At 35.5% G+C, this 20,112-nt stretch carries 24 protein-coding genes; 23 read left to right on the forward strand and 1 reads right to left on the reverse strand.

The window, feature by feature from the left end:
- Window positions 1-221 precede the first annotated feature (221 nt).
- The 9 genes from CER22_RS27250 (at window position 222) to rsmI (ending at window position 6,726) form a co-directional block, all read left to right on the forward strand.
- Complete coding sequence (locus CER22_RS27250) at window positions 222-401, forward strand: sigma factor G inhibitor Gin (RefSeq protein ID WP_000647291.1); 180 nt, start codon at window positions 222-224, stop codon at window positions 399-401.
- Between the two features lie 72 nt (window positions 402-473).
- Window positions 474-1,895: an aminotransferase class I/II-fold pyridoxal phosphate-dependent enzyme gene (locus tag CER22_RS27255; protein WP_088061450.1), complete on the forward strand. Its 1,422-nt coding sequence runs from the start codon at window positions 474-476 to the stop codon at window positions 1,893-1,895.
- Between the two features lies 1 nt (window position 1,896).
- Complete coding sequence (gene tmk, locus CER22_RS27260; protein ID WP_000677225.1) at window positions 1,897-2,523, forward strand: dTMP kinase; 627 nt, start codon at window positions 1,897-1,899, stop codon at window positions 2,521-2,523.
- A gap of 35 nt (window positions 2,524-2,558) precedes the next feature.
- Window positions 2,559-3,542 (forward strand): DNA polymerase III subunit delta', encoded by a 984-nt coding sequence (holB, locus tag CER22_RS27265; protein ID WP_088061451.1) that lies wholly within the window; start codon window positions 2,559-2,561, stop codon window positions 3,540-3,542.
- Between the two features lie 5 nt (window positions 3,543-3,547).
- A complete protein-coding gene (locus CER22_RS27270; RefSeq protein WP_000272429.1) occupies window positions 3,548-4,375 on the forward strand; it encodes a PSP1 domain-containing protein in 828 nt (275 codons plus the stop codon).
- Window positions 4,376-4,389: 14 nt separating this feature from the next.
- Window positions 4,390-4,743 carry a DNA replication initiation control protein YabA gene (yabA, locus tag CER22_RS27275; protein ID WP_000412057.1) on the forward strand — a complete coding sequence of 118 codons (354 nt, stop codon included), beginning with the start codon at window positions 4,390-4,392 and terminating at the stop codon, window positions 4,741-4,743.
- A 121-nt stretch (window positions 4,744-4,864) separates the two neighbouring features.
- Window positions 4,865-5,605, forward strand: a complete 741-nt coding sequence (locus CER22_RS27280) for a tRNA1(Val) (adenine(37)-N6)-methyltransferase (protein WP_060486369.1) — start codon at window positions 4,865-4,867, stop codon at window positions 5,603-5,605.
- Complete coding sequence (locus CER22_RS27285) at window positions 5,592-5,882, forward strand: GIY-YIG nuclease family protein (protein WP_000414343.1); 291 nt, start codon at window positions 5,592-5,594, stop codon at window positions 5,880-5,882. The genes CER22_RS27280 and CER22_RS27285 overlap by 14 nt, the downstream gene beginning before the upstream one ends.
- A complete protein-coding gene (gene rsmI / locus CER22_RS27290; protein ID WP_088610120.1) occupies window positions 5,851-6,726 on the forward strand; it encodes a 16S rRNA (cytidine(1402)-2'-O)-methyltransferase in 876 nt (291 codons plus the stop codon). Before CER22_RS27285 ends, rsmI begins: the two co-directional genes overlap by 32 nt.
- A 20-nt stretch (window positions 6,727-6,746) precedes the next feature.
- Here rsmI and CER22_RS27295 read toward each other — a convergent pair whose 3' ends face one another.
- Window positions 6,747-7,031: an AbrB/MazE/SpoVT family DNA-binding domain-containing protein gene (locus tag CER22_RS27295; protein WP_000843039.1), complete on the reverse strand. Its 285-nt coding sequence runs from the start codon at window positions 7,029-7,031 to the stop codon at window positions 6,747-6,749.
- Between the two features lie 521 nt (window positions 7,032-7,552).
- On the opposite strand from CER22_RS27295, the gene metG reads away from it, so the two are divergent.
- The 14 genes from metG (at window position 7,553) to pth (ending at window position 20,061) form a co-directional block, all read left to right on the forward strand.
- Window positions 7,553-9,535: a methionine--tRNA ligase gene (gene metG / locus CER22_RS27300; RefSeq protein WP_048542191.1), complete on the forward strand. Its 1,983-nt coding sequence runs from the start codon at window positions 7,553-7,555 to the stop codon at window positions 9,533-9,535.
- Between the two features lie 165 nt (window positions 9,536-9,700).
- Complete coding sequence (locus tag CER22_RS27305) at window positions 9,701-10,468, forward strand: TatD family hydrolase (protein ID WP_000895836.1); 768 nt, start codon at window positions 9,701-9,703, stop codon at window positions 10,466-10,468.
- Between the two features lie 194 nt (window positions 10,469-10,662).
- Window positions 10,663-11,220 carry a ribonuclease M5 gene (rnmV, locus tag CER22_RS27310; protein ID WP_000692830.1) on the forward strand — a complete coding sequence of 186 codons (558 nt, stop codon included), beginning with the start codon at window positions 10,663-10,665 and terminating at the stop codon, window positions 11,218-11,220.
- Window positions 11,217-12,095 carry a 16S rRNA (adenine(1518)-N(6)/adenine(1519)-N(6))-dimethyltransferase RsmA gene (gene rsmA / locus CER22_RS27315; protein WP_000651555.1) on the forward strand — a complete coding sequence of 293 codons (879 nt, stop codon included), beginning with the start codon at window positions 11,217-11,219 and terminating at the stop codon, window positions 12,093-12,095. Before rnmV ends, rsmA begins: the two co-directional genes overlap by 4 nt.
- Window positions 12,096-12,205: 110 nt before the next feature.
- Window positions 12,206-13,069: a sporulation peptidase YabG gene (gene yabG, locus CER22_RS27320; protein WP_001173738.1), complete on the forward strand. Its 864-nt coding sequence runs from the start codon at window positions 12,206-12,208 to the stop codon at window positions 13,067-13,069.
- A 238-nt stretch (window positions 13,070-13,307) separates the two neighbouring features.
- Window positions 13,308-13,568, forward strand: a complete 261-nt coding sequence (gene veg / locus CER22_RS27325) for a biofilm formation stimulator Veg (RefSeq protein WP_000044349.1) — start codon at window positions 13,308-13,310, stop codon at window positions 13,566-13,568.
- A gap of 91 nt (window positions 13,569-13,659) precedes the next feature.
- Window positions 13,660-13,839 carry an acid-soluble spore protein SspF gene (sspF, locus tag CER22_RS27330; RefSeq protein WP_001985066.1) on the forward strand — a complete coding sequence of 60 codons (180 nt, stop codon included), beginning with the start codon at window positions 13,660-13,662 and terminating at the stop codon, window positions 13,837-13,839.
- Between the two features lie 196 nt (window positions 13,840-14,035).
- Complete coding sequence (gene ispE / locus CER22_RS27335) at window positions 14,036-14,905, forward strand: 4-(cytidine 5'-diphospho)-2-C-methyl-D-erythritol kinase (protein ID WP_142293583.1); 870 nt, start codon at window positions 14,036-14,038, stop codon at window positions 14,903-14,905.
- A gap of 54 nt (window positions 14,906-14,959) precedes the next feature.
- Window positions 14,960-15,808: a pur operon repressor gene (gene purR, locus CER22_RS27340; protein ID WP_000702481.1), complete on the forward strand. Its 849-nt coding sequence runs from the start codon at window positions 14,960-14,962 to the stop codon at window positions 15,806-15,808.
- 124 nt (window positions 15,809-15,932) lie between these two features.
- Window positions 15,933-16,307: a RidA family protein gene (locus CER22_RS27350; protein ID WP_000869826.1), complete on the forward strand. Its 375-nt coding sequence runs from the start codon at window positions 15,933-15,935 to the stop codon at window positions 16,305-16,307.
- A gap of 152 nt (window positions 16,308-16,459) precedes the next feature.
- Window positions 16,460-16,753, forward strand: coding sequence for a septation regulator SpoVG (gene spoVG / locus CER22_RS27355; RefSeq protein ID WP_000454042.1), 294 nt, complete (start codon window positions 16,460-16,462; stop codon window positions 16,751-16,753).
- Between the two features lie 323 nt (window positions 16,754-17,076).
- Window positions 17,077-18,456, forward strand: coding sequence for a bifunctional UDP-N-acetylglucosamine diphosphorylase/glucosamine-1-phosphate N-acetyltransferase GlmU (gene glmU, locus CER22_RS27360; RefSeq protein WP_088061459.1), 1,380 nt, complete (start codon window positions 17,077-17,079; stop codon window positions 18,454-18,456).
- 18 nt (window positions 18,457-18,474) lie between these two features.
- The gene (locus CER22_RS27365) at window positions 18,475-19,428 is read left to right on the forward strand and encodes a ribose-phosphate diphosphokinase (protein ID WP_000107420.1); all 954 of its coding nucleotides are present in this window, start codon (window positions 18,475-18,477) and stop codon (window positions 19,426-19,428) included.
- Window positions 19,429-19,500: 72 nt separating this feature from the next.
- Window positions 19,501-20,061 (forward strand): aminoacyl-tRNA hydrolase, encoded by a 561-nt coding sequence (gene pth, locus CER22_RS27370; protein WP_080377450.1) that lies wholly within the window; start codon window positions 19,501-19,503, stop codon window positions 20,059-20,061.
- The last annotated feature ends 51 nt before the right edge of the window (window positions 20,062-20,112 follow it).

The following is a 20,112-nucleotide window of genomic DNA, read 5'->3' on the forward strand; positions in this document are numbered from 1 at the left end:
TTGTCCCTGTGAGAGTAGGACGTCGCCAAGCAACTAAAAACACAAGTCTTTTGACTTGTGTTTTTTTCTGTTTTCAAACAGTACGAAAAAAGAAGTAATGGTAATACAAACACGTTGCCCAAGGGTTAATCATATTATATAAGAGATGGATGTATATTTTTCTGTAAATTGTTAAGAAATAGAAGTATAAAATATGTCCATTTAAATAGGGAGGGAAGGTTATGAAAGCACAAAATGAAGTTTGTATTGTTTGTGAGACAGAAAGAAAAGAAGGGATATATGTTTATAATAATTTAATATGTTATGAATGTGAAAAGGATATGGTGAATACGGAGACAAATGATCCGAAGTATATATATTATTTAAAACAGCTTCGGAAATTAGAAGTATCATATTTTTAAATAGGCATATGCCTATTATTTTTTTTGTTCTGTATAATAGAGGAAGAATGAACTAATAAGGAAGAGATATAAATGAATCAAAATCGCATACCTTTATATGAGGCATTAACAGGGTTTAAAGAAAGAGAGCCGTTATCCTTTCATGTTCCAGGTCATAAAAATGGTTTAAACTTCCCTCAGGAAGCTGTAGGGGAGTTTAAAGATATACTATCTATCGATGTAACTGAGTTGTCAGGGTTAGATGATTTACATAGTCCGTTTGAATGTATAGATGAGGCACAACAGTTATTAGCTGATGTATATGGAGTGAACAAAAGTTATTTTTTAATTAATGGTTCAACGGTAGGGAACCTAGCAATGATTTTGTCTTGTTGTGGAGAACATGATATTGTTCTTGTACAAAGAAATTGTCATAAATCAATTATTAATGGTTTAAAATTAGCGGGCGCAAATCCAATTTTTTTAGATCCATGGATTGATGAAGCTTATAATGTACCAGTGGGAATTCATGATGAAATTATTAAGGAAGCAATTGAAAAATATCCAAATGCTAAAGCACTCATTTTAACGCATCCTAATTATTATGGTATGGGGATGGATCTAGAGGCAAGCATCGCTTATGCACATGCACATAAAATCCCTGTTTTAGTAGATGAAGCACATGGAGCCCATTTTTGTTTAGGGGGAGCATTTCCAAAGTCAGCATTAGCATATGGTGCAGATATTGTAGTTCATTCTGCACATAAAACATTACCCGCGATGACAATGGGGTCCTATTTACATATAAATAGTCGCTTAGTGAAAGAAGAAAAAGTTTCTACCTATTTAAGTATGCTACAATCTAGTAGTCCATCGTATCCAATTATGACTTCTCTTGATATTGCACGCTTTACAATAGCACGTATAAAAGAAAAGGGACATGATGAAATTGTCGAGTTTTTACGGGGATTTAAAGACGAATTGTGTTCTATTCCACAAATAGCTATTTTACAATATCCATTACAAGACGAGTTAAAGGTTACTGTACAGACACGTTGTCAGTTATCAGGATACGAATTACAGTCTGTATTTGAAAAGGTCGGTATATATACAGAAATGGCGGATCCATATAATGTCCTATTTATTTTGCCCTTGCAAGTAAATAAGGGGTATATGAAGGCTATAGAGATGATCCGAGAGGCATTGCAATATTATGAGGTGAAAGACAAGAAGGAATCTATTCGTTATACTTATAAAGGAGAATTTTCTCCTTTACCGTATACATATAAACAACTGGAAGGATATGAAACAAAAGTAGTATCTGTAGAAGAAGCAGTTGGGATGATAGCGGCAGAAATGGTAATTCCGTACCCACCTGGAATTCCATTGATTATGTATGGAGAAAGAATTACTTCAGAACATAAAGAGCAAATTATGTATTTAGAGCAATCAGGCGCTCGTTTTCAAGGTAGCACGAAATATATGAAAGTGTATGATATAGAAAGTAGGTTTTAGAATGAAGGGATTATTTGTAACAATTGAAGGTCCAGAAGGTTCGGGTAAAACAACGTTAATTAAAAGTTTATTGCCGTACTTTGAACAAAAAGAACAAAAGGTAATGGCGACGAGAGAACCAGGTGGCATTGCAATTTCAGAGGATATTAGAACAATTTTACATAAACAAGAATATACGATGATGGAGGCACGTACAGAGGCGCTTCTGTATGCTGCTGCACGTAGACAACATTTGGTGGAAAAGGTTATGCCGGCACTTAACGAGGACTACCTTGTATTATGTGATCGTTTTATAGATAGCTCTTTAGCGTATCAAGGATATGCAAGAGGATTAGGTATGGATAAAGTATTTGAAATAAATCGTTTCGCAACAGAGGACTGTATGCCTAGTTTAACGATTTACCTAGACATTGAACCAGAGATTGGTTTAGCTCGCATTGAAAAAGATGCAGGACGTGAAGTGAATCGATTAGATATGGAAGATATCTCTTTCCATAAACGTGTCCGTGAAGGATATTTACAAGTTGTAGAACGTTTCTCAGATCGTATTGTATTGGTAAATGCTGATCAACCAATGGAAAAACTTATAGAAGAAGTTGTTCAGATTATAGAAGATAAATTGTTATAATAGAAGGAAAGAATGAAATAAGTGAGGTATGCATTATGACGAAGACGTGGGAGCAGCTTTCTGCTATACAACCCATCGGTGTAAAAATGTTGATGAATAGCATTGCAAAAGAGCGTATATCCCACGCTTACTTGTTAGAGGGAGGGAAAGGGACTGGAAAGTTTGCAACGGCAATTCAAATGGCAAAGAGTTTCCTCTGTTCTGGGCGGAATGGGGTAGAGCCTTGTCACATATGTACAAATTGTAAGCGAATTGATTCAGGTAACCACCCTAACTTACATATTGTAAAACCAGACGGATTATCTATTAAGAAGCAGCAAATTCATGATTTACAAGAAGAGTTTTCAAAAACAGGATTAGAAGCAAATAAAAAAGTATATATTATTGAGCACGCAGATCGTATGACAGCAAATGCAGCGAATACACTTTTAAAATTTTTAGAAGAACCAAGTAGTGATACAACAGCTATTTTACTTACTGAACAAAGTCATCAAATTTTAAATACGATTTTATCTCGCTGTCAAGTTGTTACATTTAGACCGTTACCTACGGAATCTTTAATTAGAAGATTACAGGATGAAGGTATTACGGCATCTTTATCGACACTTGCTGCGCAACTCACGAATAGTTTTGATGAAGCTTTAGCTTTATGTAGTGATGAATGGTTTGCACAAGCACGAGCTTTAGTGATAAAATTATGTGAAGCGCTCGAAAAGGATAAAGCCTCTATTTTTTTTGTACAAGAAAAATGGGGGAAACACTTTAGAGAGAAAGAACAATTACAGCAAGGTTTAGATATGTTGCTCCTTATTTATAAGGATTTATTATATGTTCAACTTGGAGAAGAAGATCGTCTTGTTTTTCATGAGCAGAAAGAGATGTTTGAATCTTTCTCCTATGCTCAGAAGCGCATTGTATCAGCTCTCTTTAATATATTAGAGGCAAAAAATAGAATCAACGCTAATGTAAATGCGCAGCTTGTGTTCGAACAGTTAGTGTTGCGGTTGCAGGAGGGATGACCGTTTTGTATGATGTAGTAGGTGTTCGCTTTAAGAAGGCCGGAAAGGTGTATTACTTCGATCCGAATCAGTTCGATATCTCTGAAAATGAGTTTGTAATTGTAGAAACAGTAAGAGGTATTGAGTACGGAAAAGTAGTTATTACCAAAAAGCAAGTTGATGAAAACGACGTTGTATTACCGCTAAAAAAGGTTATTCGTATTGCAAATGAAAATGATCGTACCATTGTTGAAGAGAACAAACATGCTGCGAAAGAAGCATATCAAGTTTGTCAGCAAAAGGTAGTAGAGCATAATCTTGATATGAAACTTGTAGATGTAGAGTATACGTTCGATCGCAATAAGATTATTTTCTACTTTACTGCGGATGGTCGGATTGATTTCCGCGAACTAGTGAAGGACTTAGCGGCAATTTTTAGGACAAGAATTGAACTAAGACAAATTGGTGTTCGTGATGAAGCGAAGATGCTTGGTGGTATTGGTCCGTGTGGTCGTATGCTTTGTTGTTCTACTTTTTTAGGAGATTTTGAACCTGTATCCATTAAGATGGCAAAGGATCAAAATTTATCATTAAATCCTGCAAAAATCTCTGGTTTATGTGGTCGCTTAATGTGTTGCTTAAAATATGAGAATGATGAATATGAGGCAGCAAAGGAACAACTTCCTGATTTAGATCAACGTATACAAACCCCGCATGGTACTGGCCGTGTTATCGGATTAAATATTTTAGAAAGATTAATTCAAGTGGAACTAGTAGACAAGGAACGGATAGTAGAATATACGTTAGATGAGTTAGTGAATAAAGGGGTCGTTTCGAGTCAAACCACAGATTAATGAGGTGGGTGCTTGTGGAGAAAAAAGATATTTTTGCATCGGTTTCTAGTATGGAAGAGCAAATTGGACATTTATACAAACAGTTGGGAGAATTAAAACAACATCTTGCAGAGTTGTTGGAAGAGAACCAACATATAAAAATGGAAAATGAAAATTTGCGACACCGCTTTGAAGAAGTGCAGATTAAGGAAAAACAAAAAACTCAAAAACGTAAAGAAGTGAAGCCGAAGACAACTGATATTGGCGAAGGCTACGATAATTTAGCAAGGCTATATCAAGAAGGTTTTCATATTTGTAATCTGCATTATGGAAGTGTACGTAAAGAGGGAGATTGTTTATTCTGCCTGTCATTTTTAAATAAAAAGTGAAATTACCTTTCCAATGATAATTGGAAAGGTAATTTTTTATACATGAGAGTAGAATGAAATATGTTTTTTTATTAGTAGAAGAAGAAATAGGGTAGGTTAAGTGTAAGAAAAGGAGTAACATATGAATTTATATGAAGATGAACGTTTAGATTACTTATTAGCGCAAGATATGAAGATTGTACAAAGCCCATCAGTATTCAATTTCTCGTTAGATGCTGTTTTACTTGCAGACTTTGCTTGGGTGCCGATTCAAAAAGGTAATGTACTTGATCTGTGTACAGGTAACGCAGTTGTCCCCCTTTTATTAAGTACAAGAACAAAGGGAAACATTACAGGTGTAGAAATTCAAGAACGTTTATATGATATGGGAATCAGAAGCGTTCAATACAATAAGTTAGAAGAAAGAATTCACTTAATACATGGGGATTTGAAAGATATGCCGGAGAAACTTGGACGTCATCAATATGATGTAGTTACATGTAATCCCCCTTATTTTCAAACACCTGCAACTTCTGAGAAAAATATGAATGAACATTTAGCGATAGCTCGTCATGAAATTATGTGTACATTAGAGGATGTTGTATCTGCAAGTAGTCAATTAGTAAAGCAAGGCGGGAAAGTAGCATTTGTACATCGTCCAGGTCGTTTGCTAGATATTGTTACATTAATGCGTAAATACAAAATTGAACCAAAGCGTGTACGATTTGTTTATCCTAAGGCAGGGAAAGAAGCGAATACATTGTTAATTGAAGGGATTAAGGACGGAAACGCAGATTTGAAAATATTGCCACCCCTTTTTGTATATGAAGAAAATAATGAATATACAAAGGAGATTCGTTCAATTTTATATGGAGAAGAATAAGCATTGTTTTTATGTAGTAGAGTGCTCTGACGGAAGTTATTATGCAGGATATACAAATCATATAGAGAAGCGGATTCAGACCCATAATAGTGGAAAAGGGGCTAGGTATACGCGTGCTAGACTTCCTGTTGTTTTAAAATACATAGAATTTCATGAAGATAAGCGTACAGCTATGCAAGCAGAGTATTATTTTAAGCAGTTAAATAGAAAACAAAAAGAAGAATATATGCAAAAAGGAGAACGCTATGTGGCAACAAAAAAGCTTTCAACAAAATAAAAAGGGAGTTTTATATTTAGTACCAACTCCTATTGGAAATTTAGAAGATATGACATTTCGTGCAATCCGAATTTTAAAAGAAGCTGATTTAATTGCTGCTGAAGATACGAGACAAACGAAAAAACTTTGTAATTATTTCGAAATTGAAACCCCCGTTATGAGTTACCATGAGCATAATAAGGAAGTAAGTGGTAAGAAAATATTAGGGAAGTTAGACGAAGGAAAGACTGTAGCACTTGTTAGTGATGCTGGTATGCCTTGTATTTCCGATCCAGGTTACGATATTGTTGTAGAGGCTGTAGCAGAACAGTATCATGTAATCCCGCTTCCTGGGGCAAATGCAGCCCTTACAGCATTAATTGCATCAGGTCTTGAAACAAAACAATTTTATTTCTATGGATTTTTACAAAGAAATAAAAAAGAAAGAAAAATGGAGTTAGAGAAGCTTCGTTATGTACAAACTACAATGATGTTTTATGAAGCGCCCCATCGTTTAGATGATACTTTAATCTCGATGCAAGAAGTGTTGGGAAATAGAGAAATTGTATTATGTCGAGAGTTAACGAAAAAATTTGAGGAATTTATTCGTGGAACAGTTGAGGAAGCAATTGAGTGGACGAAACAAAATGAAGTTCGTGGCGAGTTTTGTATTTTGGTAGCTGGTTCAACGGAAGAACCTACCCCAGAAGAACAATGGTGGGAATCTATTTCGGTATATGATCATATTGAACATTATATAAACGAAAAAGGTATGAATTCAAAAGAGGCAATAAAAACAGTCGCTAAAGATCGAGATTTGTCGAAACGCGATGTATATCAAATCTATCATGTCGATAAAAAATAAGCTTCTCATAATTGAGAAGCTTATTTTGCTGTTTCGATATAATCTTGAAGTTCGTTTAAGATTCGCTCAGCGCCTTCTTTGCTTAAGATAATTTTACCTTCAGCTAGAGATAGGTTACCATCAGATACTTCACCAGTTACTTGGCAAGTCATGTTTGGCTTATATTTTTTTAAGATGATTTTCTCGTCATCAACGTAGATTTCAAGAGCATCCTTTTCTGCAATACCTAAAGTACGGCGTAATTCGATTGGAATTACTACACGACCTAATTCATCAACTTTACGAACGATACCAGTAGATTTCATAATTCTTTTCCTCCTAAAGAAATAGTTTATAAGTTTCGAGTCTATTTTCTAGATTCGTCATTTTTCGACAAAATACCCTATGGACATATGATACCAATCATTTACATTTCCGTCAATTCTTTAATTCTATATTTTTTAAAAAGATTTATAGATTTCTTACTTCTTATATATAATAGAATGAGAGTAATTTCTACTATTATTTCACTTTATTTTCAGAAAAATTTATAGATTGTAAGTAAGGATTGTATATTTTCTTGAAATATGAGCAATAGATGATAAAGATATTAAGTATTAACTCGTTTTTATCCCGCTATTTGCCAAGCAGTAAGATTCTAAATTTAAAATTTGGCTGGAGCAAAGAAGTTAAGTTGGAGTCGGATTGCTCGTAAAAGCCTGATTGGTGCGGGCTAATAATCCGCGGGAGTGAACAAAACCTCCACAGATTAAAGTTTCACTTTATATATAAGTTTTTGATATACTATTTATAAATACATATGAGGTTATCCGGGAGGTCCAAAACAATGACAGAGGAAAATAAGTCCTTTTATATTACTACCCCAATTTATTATCCAAGTGGAAAATTACACATTGGACATGCTTATACAACAGTAGCAGGAGATGCGATGGCACGATATAAGCGTATGCAAGGATACAATGTTCATTATTTAACAGGAACTGATGAGCATGGACAGAAGATCCAAAAGAAAGCAGAAGAATTAAATGTTACACCACAAGCATATGTGGATAACATTGTTGCAGGAATTAAAGAACTTTGGGAGAAAATGGATATCTCTTATGATGATTTTATTCGTACAACTGAAGATCGTCATAAAGATGTTGTTGAAAAAATCTTCAAGCAACTAGTAGATCAAGGTGATATTTATCTTGATGAATATGAAGGTTGGTATTCTGTACAAGATGAGACATTCTATACAGAGCATCAATTAGTAGATCCAATTATGGAAGGTGAAAAAGTAGTTGGAGGAAAAAGCCCAGATAGTGGTCATGATGTAGAACTTGTTCGTGAAGAATCGTATTTCTTTAGAATGGGTAAATATGTCGACAGACTATTAAAATTCTATGAAGATAATCCACATTTCATTCAGCCAGAATCTCGTAAGAATGAGATGATTAATAACTTCATTAAACCAGGCCTAGAAGATTTAGCTGTTTCTCGTACTTCATTTGACTGGGGAGTTCGTGTTCCAGGTAACCCGAAACACGTTATTTACGTATGGGTTGACGCATTATCTAACTACATTACAGCATTAGGTTATGGAACAGAAAATGAAGAGATGTATAAGAAATTCTGGCCAGCTGATGTACATTTAGTTGGAAAAGAAATCGTTCGTTTCCATACAATTTATTGGCCAATCATTTTAATGGCATTAGATTTACCTCTTCCGAAAAAAATCTTTGCTCATGGTTGGATTTTAATGAAGGATGGAAAGATGAGTAAGTCAAAAGGAAACGTAGTAGATCCAGTTACTTTAATCGATCGTTACGGATTAGATGCATTACGTTATTACTTACTTCGTGAAGTTCCATTCGGATCTGATGGCGTATTCACACCAGAAGGATTTGTGGAGCGCATTAATTTCGATTTAGCAAATGACTTAGGTAACTTATTAAATCGTACAGTAGCTATGATTGATAAGTACTTTAACGGAGAAATCCCTGCATTTAAAGAAAATGTAACGGAATTCGATGAAACGTTAGTAACGTTTGCAAAAGATACATTGAAAAAAGTAGAAGAGGCAATGGAGAATATGGAATTCTCTGTAGCGCTAAGCTCAATTTGGCAATTGGTTAGCCGTGCAAATAAATATATTGATGAAACACAACCGTGGGTATTAGCGAAAGATGAGAATGATCGTGAAAAATTAGCTTCTGTAATGGCTCACTTAGCAGAGGTGCTTCGTCAAACAGGTATTATGCTTATGCCGTTCCTAACAGTAGCACCAAGTAAGATGTTTGCTCAGCTTGGACTTACTGAAGAGGCACATAAATCTTGGGAAAGCCTATCTACAATTGGCTGTATTCCAGCTGGAACAAAAGTAGAAAAAGGAAACCCGATTTTCCCGCGTTTAGAAATGGAAGTAGAAGTAGGGTACATTAAAGAACAAATGAAAAGCTCTGCTCCTAAAGTAGAAGAGAAAAAAGAAGAAGAACCGAAAGCAGAAGAAATTACAATTGATGATTTCTTTAAAGTAGAATTACGCGTAGCTGAAGTACTATCAGCTGAACCTGTGAAAAAAGCAGATAAGTTGTTAAAAATTCAGCTGGATTTAGGTACAGAAAAGCGTCAAGTTGTTTCAGGAATTGCAAAATTCTATTCGCCGGAAGACCTAAAAGGTAAAAAGGTTATTTGTGTAACAAACTTAAAACCTGTAAAATTACGCGGTGAATTATCACAAGGTATGATTTTAGCGGGTGAAGAGAATGGCGTATTGTCATTAGCATCAATCGACCAAAATCTACCAAATGGTACAAAAATCAAGTAATTAAGACAAGAAAAGAGATGTTTCACGTGTAACATGTGTGAAGCGTCTTTTTTCTTTTTACACTCTCTATTTTTGCATTAAAATTATAGTATTGTTATCGTTAAGTTATTAAAGAGCTTATTTTTTAGAATAAACTTGATTTCAATATAAAAGGAGTTATGTATTATGTTGTTTGATACACATTCACATTTGAATGCAGAGCAATTTGAAGAAGATTTGCAAGAGGTTATTGCACGAATGAAAGAAGCGGGAGTTACCTATACAGTTGTTGTTGGTTTTGATGAAGTAACGATAAAAAAGGCGATTGAATTAGCTGAAACTTATGATTTTATTTACGCTGCGGTTGGATGGCATCCAGTTGATGCAATTGACATGACAGAAGAACATCTAGCTTGGTTAGAAGAACTTGCTTCTCATCCTAAAGTCGTTGCACTTGGAGAGATGGGATTAGATTATCATTGGGATAAATCTCCAAAAGAAATACAGAAGGAAGTATTCCGTAAACAAATTGCATTAGCCAAAAAAGTGAAATTGCCGATTATTATACATAACCGCGATGCAACTCAAGATATTGTTGATATTCTAGAAGAGGAGAATGCAGCTGAAGTGGGAGGCATTATGCATTGCTTTAGCGGCAGCGTAGAAGTAGCAGAGCGATGTGTTGATATGAACTTTTTAATTTCATTAGGCGGACCAGTTACATTTAAAAATGCTAAGAAGCCGAAAGAAGTTGCTGTGGAGATTCCATTAGAGAAATTGTTAATAGAGACAGATTGTCCATATTTAACACCACATCCATTTCGAGGAAAACGAAATGAACCGAGTTATGTAAAACTCGTAGCAGAAGAAATTGCGAATTTAAAAGGAATTTCTTATGAGGAAGTAGCAGAAATAACAACAAAAAATGCAAAAGCTTTATTTGGTGTTGAATAAAAAGGAGTGGGAGAACCCATTCTTTTTTATTTTTGTGAAAAAATAAGGGCGAATGAGGAAGTGTTACAATAAGGAGAGAGAACAAAGTTTTGGACATTCTATTTTTTAAAATGTAAGAATGGGGAAAATAATAATGGAAAAGTCGTCATTTTTTTGTTTTACTAAGTAGAGACGAAACGAGTGTGGAGGCAAGCATGAAAATTAAAGAGATTATCGTTGTAGAAGGTAAAGATGATACAGTTGCGATTAAGCGTGCTGTTGATGCGGATACAATTGAAACGAACGGTTCAGCAATCGGTGATCATGTTATTGAGCAAGTTAAATTAGCGCTGCAAAAACGGGGCGTTATTATTTTCACAGATCCGGATTATCCTGGAGAGCGTATTCGAAAAATTATTTCTGATAAGGTGCCTGGATGTAAACATGCTTTTTTACCGAAGGAAGAAGCACTTGCCAAAAGGAAAAAGGGTGTCGGGATTGAACATGCTTCTAATGAATCAATTCGCCGTGCTTTAGAGAATATACATGAAGAAATGGAAGCTTACACAAGTGAAATTAGTTGGAGCGATTTAGTCGATGCAGGCTTAGTGGGCGGAGAAATGGCAAAGAGTCGCAGAGAAAGAATGGGTAAGCTATTAAAGATTGGTTATACAAACGCAAAACAGTTACATAAACGTTTACAAATGTTTCAAGTTTCAAAAGAATCTTTTGCAGAAGCTTATAAGCAAGTCATACAGGAGGAAAGAAAATGAAGGATATCGCAACGCCAAATCGTACGAAAGACATTGTTGAAAAGTATGGATTTTCATTCAAAAAAAGTTTAGGACAAAATTTTTTAATTGATACGAATGTATTAAATCGTATTGTCGATCACGCTGAAATTGGTTCAGAAAGTGGTGCAATTGAAATTGGACCAGGTATCGGTGCGTTAACAGAACAATTAGCGAAGCGTGCTAAAAAAGTAGTAGCTTTTGAAATTGATCAGAGGTTATTACCGATTTTAGATGAGACGTTAGCTCCATATAGCAACGTTACAGTTATAAATAAAGACGTACTAAAGGCAGATGTACATGAGGTGTTTAGTGAGCAATTTGAGGAAGGGCAAGATGTAATGGTAGTAGCGAACTTACCGTACTATATTACAACGCCAATTTTATTTAAATTGTTGGAAGAGAAATTACCGGTTCGTGGATTTGTTGTTATGATGCAAAAAGAAGTTGGAGATCGTTTAGCTGCTAAACCTGGAACGAAAGAGTATGGTTCTTTATCCATTGCTATTCAGTATTATACAGAGGTGGAAACAGTTATGACTGTACCACGTACAGTGTTTGTGCCACAACCAAATGTTGATTCTGCGATTATTCGTCTCCTAAAGCGCCCGAAACCAGTTGTAGAAGTAACAGATGAGACATTCTTCTTTGAAGTAGTACGAGCAAGTTTTGCACAGCGTCGTAAAACTTTAATGAATAATTTATCAAATAATTTAAATGGTTTCCCGAAAGATAAAGAGCTGTTGGATCGAATTTTAACAGAAGTGGGAATTGATCCAAAACGAAGAGGCGAAACGCTATCTATCGAGGAGTTTGCAACATTAAGTAATGCATTAGTTCTTCATAAATTGTCATAAGAATAGAAAAGGGACAGTTCAACTTGAACTGTCCCTTTTGTCACCTTTCCTCTCCTACATTCATACTTTAAAAACAGGTAAGATGGCCTAACGAGTTTGGAGGTAGGAGAATGGCTTTACATGTTGGAGAATTAGTGGAACGATATTCTCATAATAGGGATATCCTTTTTCGTATTATAGAAATAAAAGGCGAGATAGCTATATTATTTGGAGAGGAAATTAGACTGGTGGCAGATGCGCCACTTGAAGATTTAATTAGTATAGATCAACGAGAGCATAAAAAAAGAGCGAAGCGTGAGAAAGAAACGATGGAGCGTACGTATCGTTTGTTTCAACAAGATTATGTATTAATGAAACAAAGGCATGAACACACTTCAACGGGTGGATATACAAGTGAGGTGAATTATTTTCAAATGCCAGGACGTGTATTGCATATAGATGGGGACCCGTTATATTTGCGCAAGTGCTTAGACTTATATAATAAAATTGGTGTTCCTGTACAAGGTATTCATTGTAAAGAAACAGAGATGCATGAAAAGGTAGTAGATTTAATAGATCATTTTCGTCCAGACATTTTAGTTATTACGGGGCACGATGCATATACAAAATCAAAAGGGGTAAAGGGAGATTTAGCAGCATATAGGCATTCAAGGCATTTTGTACAGGCTGTTCGAGAAGTGAGAAAAAAATATCCATCATTGGATCAACTCGTTATTTTTGCTGGGGCATGCCAATCACACTTTGAAGCATTAATTCGAGCGGGTGCTAACTTTGCTAGTTCACCATCTAGAATTAATATTCACGCACTAGATCCTGTATATGTGGTTGGTAAAATTAGTTTTACGTCATTTATGGAAAGAGTAAATGTATGGGATGTTGTACGTAATACGATTACCGGCGAAAAGGGACTTGGCGGGATTGAGACGAGGGGGATTTTACGAACTGGATTACCCTTTCAACATTATGAAGAATAAGCAAGGTACATATGTATCTTGCTTTTTTGTATGGGAAGGATTTAAATCAGCTTGGATAAAAAGAGACAAGAACGCGCAGACTACATAATGATACTTTTACAATATAGTATTTCTTATATCTATTTGAACGCATGATGCTTTTATAATGATATTGTCTGTGAGTTGCGGTTAATAATTGGGATAGATATATCGTGTTTTAAGTGTTCAATCTAAATTACAGCGAGGTGTAACGAAGTATATGTCAAAACGTTTAGATGAAATTAAAAGCGAATTAGATCACCATCTTGGACAGAGACTGATGTTAAAGGCGAATAGTGGGAGAAGAAAAACAGTAGAACAATCAGGTGTACTTGCAGAAACGTACCGTTCTGTTTTTGTTGTACAATTGGATCAGCAAGAAGATGCGTTGCAACGTGTATCATATAGCTATGCGGATGTTTTAACAGAGACAGTAGAGCTAACGTTTTATGGTGAACCTCATAATGAAGTGATTTTATAATTCATGTATCGTTACATATATTCCCACAAATGAAAAGCTATATTATTTTGCATACTAATTATACCGTAGCAAAATAAGGAGGGACTCTGCATTGAGTAGACGAAGAGGTGTCATGTCAAATCAATTTAAAGAAGAGCTTGCAAAAGAGCTAGGCTTTTATGATGTTGTTCAGAAAGAAGGCTGGGGCGGAATTCGTGCGAAAGATGCTGGTAACATGGTGAAACGTGCTATAGAAATTGCAGAACAGCAATTAATGAAACAAAACCAGTAGTTGTAAGATACTTTCTATGCTACGGTAGCCGAGGAGTGATTCCTCGGCTTTTTGTACTCGAAAAGGTGCCATCATTTTACATAAGTAGTTTCATTCTGAATGCTTTTCGTTATAATTAGGGAAGTGTCATCGTCTTACTATAAATTTATGGTAAAATAAACGATAAAAGATTGAGTACATAGAGTGGGTGAATAGATTGAAGCTACTAGTGAAAGCACCAGCAAAGATTAATCTGTCGTTAGATGTACTGGGAAAAAGACAAGACGGATATCATGAAGTGAAAATGATTATGACAACAATTGATTTAGCGGATCGTTTAGAACTAATGGAATTAGCAGAAGACCGTATTGAAATTTTATCCCATAATCGGTATGTCCCAGACGACCAAAGAAACTTAGCTTATCAAGCAGCGAAATTATTAAAAGAGAAGTTTAATGTGAAAAAAGGCGTATCTATTACTATTGAAAAAACGATTCCAGTAGCAGCTGGATTAGCAGGTGGAAGTAGTGATGCAGCAGCGACATTACGTGGCCTTAATAAATTATGGAATTTAGGGCTTACAATTGATCAGTTAGCAGAGCTTGGCGCAAAAATCGGATCAGATGTATCGTTTTGTGTATATGGTGGGACAGCAATTGCCACTGGAAGAGGAGAGCAAATTGAGCACATAAAAACTCCACCTTCTTGTTGGGTTATTTTGGCAAAACCCCATATTGGTGTATCTACTGCTGATGTGTATGGAAATTTAAAGTTAAATCGAGTTACACATCCAGATGTAGATAAAATGGTTAACGTCATAAATGCTGGGGACTACAAAGGGATTTGTGATACTGTTGGTAATGTTTTAGAAGATGTAACGTTTGCGATGCATCCTGAAGTTGCACGTATTAAGGCACAGATGAAGCGATTTGGGGCGGATGCCGTATTAATGAGTGGAAGTGGCCCAACCGTATTTGGTCTTGTGCACCATGATTCGCGAATGCATCGTATATATAACGGATTAAAAGGATTTTGTGAACAAGTATACGCAGTACGTTTATTAGGAGAGCGAGAAACGCTTGAATAAAGACGTATAATACGTTATGATTTGTTTAGAATATTCGTGATTTGAGGTGAGAGTATGAAAATTAGACGAAGTACAAGATTAGTCGATATGACGTATTACTTGTTACAAAACCCTCGTCAGCTAGTTTCTCTCACTTTTTTTGCTGAAAGGTATCAATCAGCTAAGTCTTCCATTAGTGAAGATTTAGTTATTATTAAGCAAACGTTTGAACAACAAGGGGTCGGCACATTGCAAACGGTACCAGGAGCAGCAGGAGGAGTGAAATATATACCATATATAAGTGAGGAAGAGGCAGATCTAATTATTGGTGAGCTTTGTAGCTTATTTGAAAATCCAGATCGTATTTTGCCTGGTGGTTACTTATATATGACAGATCTTTTAAGTAATCCTCGCCATATTAATGGCGCAGGTCGTTTGTTTGCTTCTGTTTTTGCTAGGCAACCAATTGATGCGGTTATGACGGTGGCAACGAAGGGGATTCCACTTGCTTATGCGGTGGCAAATTACTTAGATGTACCGGTAGTAATTGCAAGGAAAGATAATAAGGTAACAGAAGGCCCAACTGTTAGTATTAACTATGTATCAGGTTCTTCTAAGCGAATTCAAACAATGACGTTAGCAAAGCGTAGCCTTCCAGAGGGATCAAATGTTTTAATTATTGATGACTTCATGAAAGCTGGCGGGACAATTCAAGGTATGATGAGTATGTTAGAAGAGTTTAAGGCTAATGTTGTTGGTATTGGTGTATTAGTAGAATCCACGGATATTGAAGAACGACTAATTAATAATTTTGTATCATTAATTCGTCTATCAGAAGTTGATGTGAAAGAAAAAGCGATTCAAGTGGAAAAGGGAAATTATTCACTGGCACCATTTGATGAAGGGCTTGTAGAGGCTGAGTAAAAAGGTAAAGCAGATCGCTTTATCTTTTTTTTATTCTATTTATAAATTATAAAATAGATGGACAAACTGCTTTTCGTGCACTATTTTTAAAGAGTAAAAATAAATAATAAAAGGGTGAAAAAATATGAAAGTTGTTCAAACAAGCAATGCACCACAAGCAATTGGACCATATTCACAAGGGATTATTGTAAATAATATGTTTTACAGTTCAGGACAAATTCCGTTAACTGCAAGTGGAGAGCTTGTAGCAGGAGACGTGACAGTACAAACAGAGCAAGTATTTCAAAATTTACAAGCGGTATTAGAAGAAGCAGGTGCTTCATTTGATACAGTAGTAAAAACAACAGTATTCTTAAAAGATATGGATGATTTTAATGCTGTTAATGAAGTATATGGCTCTTATTTCTCTACTCATAAGCCAGCTCGTTCTTGTGTACAAGTAGCAAAATTACCGAAAGATGTTTCAATTGAAATCGAAGTAATTGCCCTAGTTAAGTAATCTTTTGTAAGCGATAACCTCCACTAATCTCTATATTCAATTACATTAAAAATTTTTATCTTAAAAATTTTTAAAAAATTAAAGGGAAAATAGAAATTTTGTGGAATTTATACAAATATATCGCTTATTTAGAAAAGGGTGGTGAACACAAGATGGAAGTGACTGACGTAAGATTACGCCGCGTAAACACAGAAGGCCGCATGAGAGCAATTGCCTCTATTACTCTAGACCATGAATTTGTTGTTCATGATATTCGTGTAATTGATGGTAATAATGGATTATTTGTAGCAATGCCAAGTAAACGTACTCCAGATGGAGAATTCCGTGACATTGCACATCCAATTAATTCTAATACACGCTCTAAAATTCAAGATGCGGTTTTAACAGAGTATCATCGTTTAGGCGAGTTAGAAGAGGTTGAGTTTGAAGAAGCGGGTGCTTCGTAAAATTCGAATGAAAAGGGCTTTTTAAAGAAATCCCTATAATTTTGCAACAAACTCCTGTAAGCATTTACAGGAGTTTGTTTTTTTTGTGTGGTTTTATCTATTTTGTACCGAAAATTCTGAATTTATTAAAGTGAAGAGGAAAACTTCTAATTTTTTCAAAATCATTTTAAATAGTATAGCTTATTTCTTAAAAAAGATACTAAAGAGTAAAACATCGTATAAGAATTATGGTAAAATTTAATAGTTAAAATGTGTTTCTTGAAATATATGATGATTTAGGATAATATCGTTAATGGATAAATAGGTTGCGATGGAGGGTCTATATGTCAAACAGATTTGCAGTGATTCTAGCTGCAGGCAAAGGCACACGTATGAAGTCTAAGCTATACAAAGTGCTTCATCCTGTATGTGGAAAACCTATGGTACAACATGTTGTCGATCAAGTAACGCAATTAGGATTGCAGAAACTTGTAACAGTCGTAGGACATGGTGCTGAAATGGTACAAGAACAGCTAGGAAACGTAAGTGAGTTTGCATTACAAGCAGAACAACTTGGTACAGCACACGCTGTCGATCAAGCTGCAAGTGTACTTGCAAATGAAGAAGGAACAACTTTAGTTATTTGTGGTGATACGCCGCTAATAACTGCTGAAACGATGGAAGCATTGCTTCAGCAACATAAAGAAGCAGGGGCAATGGCAACGGTGCTAACAGCTTACATAGAAGAACCTGCTGGATATGGTCGTATCGTTCGTAATGAGAATGGTCATGTTGAAAAGATTGTTGAGCATAAGGATGCAAATGAGAAAGAATTAGCTATTAAAGAAATCAATACAGGTACGTATTGTTTTGATAATAAAGCTTTATTCGCCTCACTTTCTAAAGTTTCAAATGATAACGTACAAGGTGAATATTACCTGCCAGATGTTATTGAGATTTTAAAAAATGAAGGTCATATCGTATCGGCTTATCAAACAGAGCACTTCGATGAAACGTTAGGTGTTAACGACAGAGTCGCTCTATCGCAAGCGGAAATTATTATGAAAAACCGTATCAACCGTAAAAACATGGTAAATGGTGTTACAATTATTGATCCAAGTAACACGTATATTTCTGCTGATGCAATTATCGGTAGTGATACAGTTCTTCATCCAGGAACAATTATTGAGGGGAATACTGTAATTGGTTCTGATTGTGAAATTGGACCGCACACAGTAATTCGCGATAGTGAAATTGGAGATCGTACGACAATTCGACAATCTACTGTACATGATAGTAAACTTGGTACAGAAGTATCGGTTGGTCCATTTGCACATATTCGCCCAGATTCAGTTATTGGAGATGAAGTACGCGTTGGAAACTTCGTGGAAATCAAAAAAACTGTTTTTGGTAATAGAAGTAAAGCTTCACACTTAAGTTATATCGGGGATGCACAAGTTGGAGAAGACGTGAATCTTGGTTGTGGTTCAATTACGGTGAACTATGACGGTAAGAATAAATTCAAAACTGTGATTGGTAACGGGGTATTTATTGGATGTAATTCAAACCTTGTCGCTCCTGTAACAGTTGAAGATGGTGCTTATGTGGCAGCAGGCTCTACAATTACAGAGAATGTTCCATCAAAAGCATTATCTATAGCACGTGCACGTCAAGTTAACAAAGAAGACTATGTTGATCAATTGCTGAATAAGAAAAAATCATAATGTGGAGGGTTAATCTAGATGTCGACTCAATATCTAAATTCTAATTTGAAAGTATTCTCTTTAAACTCTAATAAGGAACTTGCTGAGCAAATTGCAAAGCACATTGGAGTAGGACTAGGAAAATGTTCTGTTGATCGTTTTAGTGATGGAGAAGTTCAAATTAACATTGAAGAAAGTATCCGTGGTTGCGATGTATTCATTATTCAATCTACAAGCTTCCCAGTAAACGAACATATCATGGAATTACTTATTATGATCGATGCATTAAAACGTGCATCTGCAAAAACAATTAATATTGTTATTCCTTACTATGGTTATGCGCGTCAAGACCGTAAAGCGCGTTCTCGTGAACCAATTACATCGAAACTTGTAGCAAACTTGCTTGAAACAGCAGGTGCAACTCGTGTAATCACTCTAGATTTACATGCTCCACAAATTCAAGGGTTCTTTGATATCCCAATCGACCACTTAATGGGTGTACCGATTCTTTCAGATTACTTTGAAACAAAAGGTCTTAAAGATATCGTAATCGTGTCACCAGACCACGGTGGGGTAACTCGTGCTAGAAAAATGGCAGATCGCCTAAAAGCACCAATCGCTATTATTGATAAGCGTCGTCCTCGTCCGAACGTATCAGAGGTAATGAACATTATCGGTAATATTGAAGGTAAAACAGCAATTTTAATTGATGACATCATTGATACAGCTGGTACAATTACATTAGCAGCAAACGCTCTTGTTGAGAACGGTGCTTCTGAAGTATATGCTTGCTGTACACACCCAGTATTATCTGGTCCAGCAATTGAGCGTATCCAAAACTCAAATATTAAAGAGTTAGTTGTAACGAACTCTATCGTATTACCAGAAGAGAAGAAAATCGACAAAGTACATGAACTTTCAGTTGCTCCACTAATCGGAGAAGCAATAATTCGTGTATACGAAGAAGAATCTGTAAGTGTATTATTCAATTAATTGGATAGAATGAGACGTAACCAAGATTGGTTACGTCTTTTCGTATCGAAAAAAGAAAGTAGTGGTACAAGAATGAAATTGATAGTAGGACTTGGGAACCCAGGTAGAGAATATGAATTAACAAGGCATAATATTGGATTTATGGCGATTGATGAACTTGCAAAGCGTTGGAATATTTCTTTGAATGAACAAAAATTTAAAGGAGTATTTGGTGCAGGATTTGTTAATGGAGAAAAAGTAATCTTATTAAAGCCACTTACATATATGAATTTATCTGGGGAAAGTATTCGACCACTCATGGATTACTATAAAATTGATGTTGAGGACTTCGTTGTTCTGTACGATGATTTAGACATCCCTGTAGGTAAATTACGCCTTCGTATGAAAGGTAGTGCTGGTGGACATAATGGTGTGAAATCAACAATTTCGCATTTAGGAACACAAGAGTTTCAACGTATCCGCATGGGAATTGATCGTCCGAAAAATGGCATGAAGGTAGTAGATTACGTATTAGGACGTTTTACATCGGAAGAAATTCCTGATGTGAGTCATTCTATTGAAAAAGCAGCGGATGCATGTGAAGAATGGTTAAATAAACCTTTTCTTCAAATCATGAATACCTTCAATAGTTAAGGGTATGATTGGGAATATTTTGTCTTGTTTTTACCCATACTAGTAGTAATT

Source organism: Bacillus sp. K2I17, assembly GCF_002209985.1.
Taxonomy (GTDB): Bacteria; Bacillota; Bacilli; order Bacillales; family Bacillaceae_G; genus Bacillus_A; species Bacillus_A wiedmannii.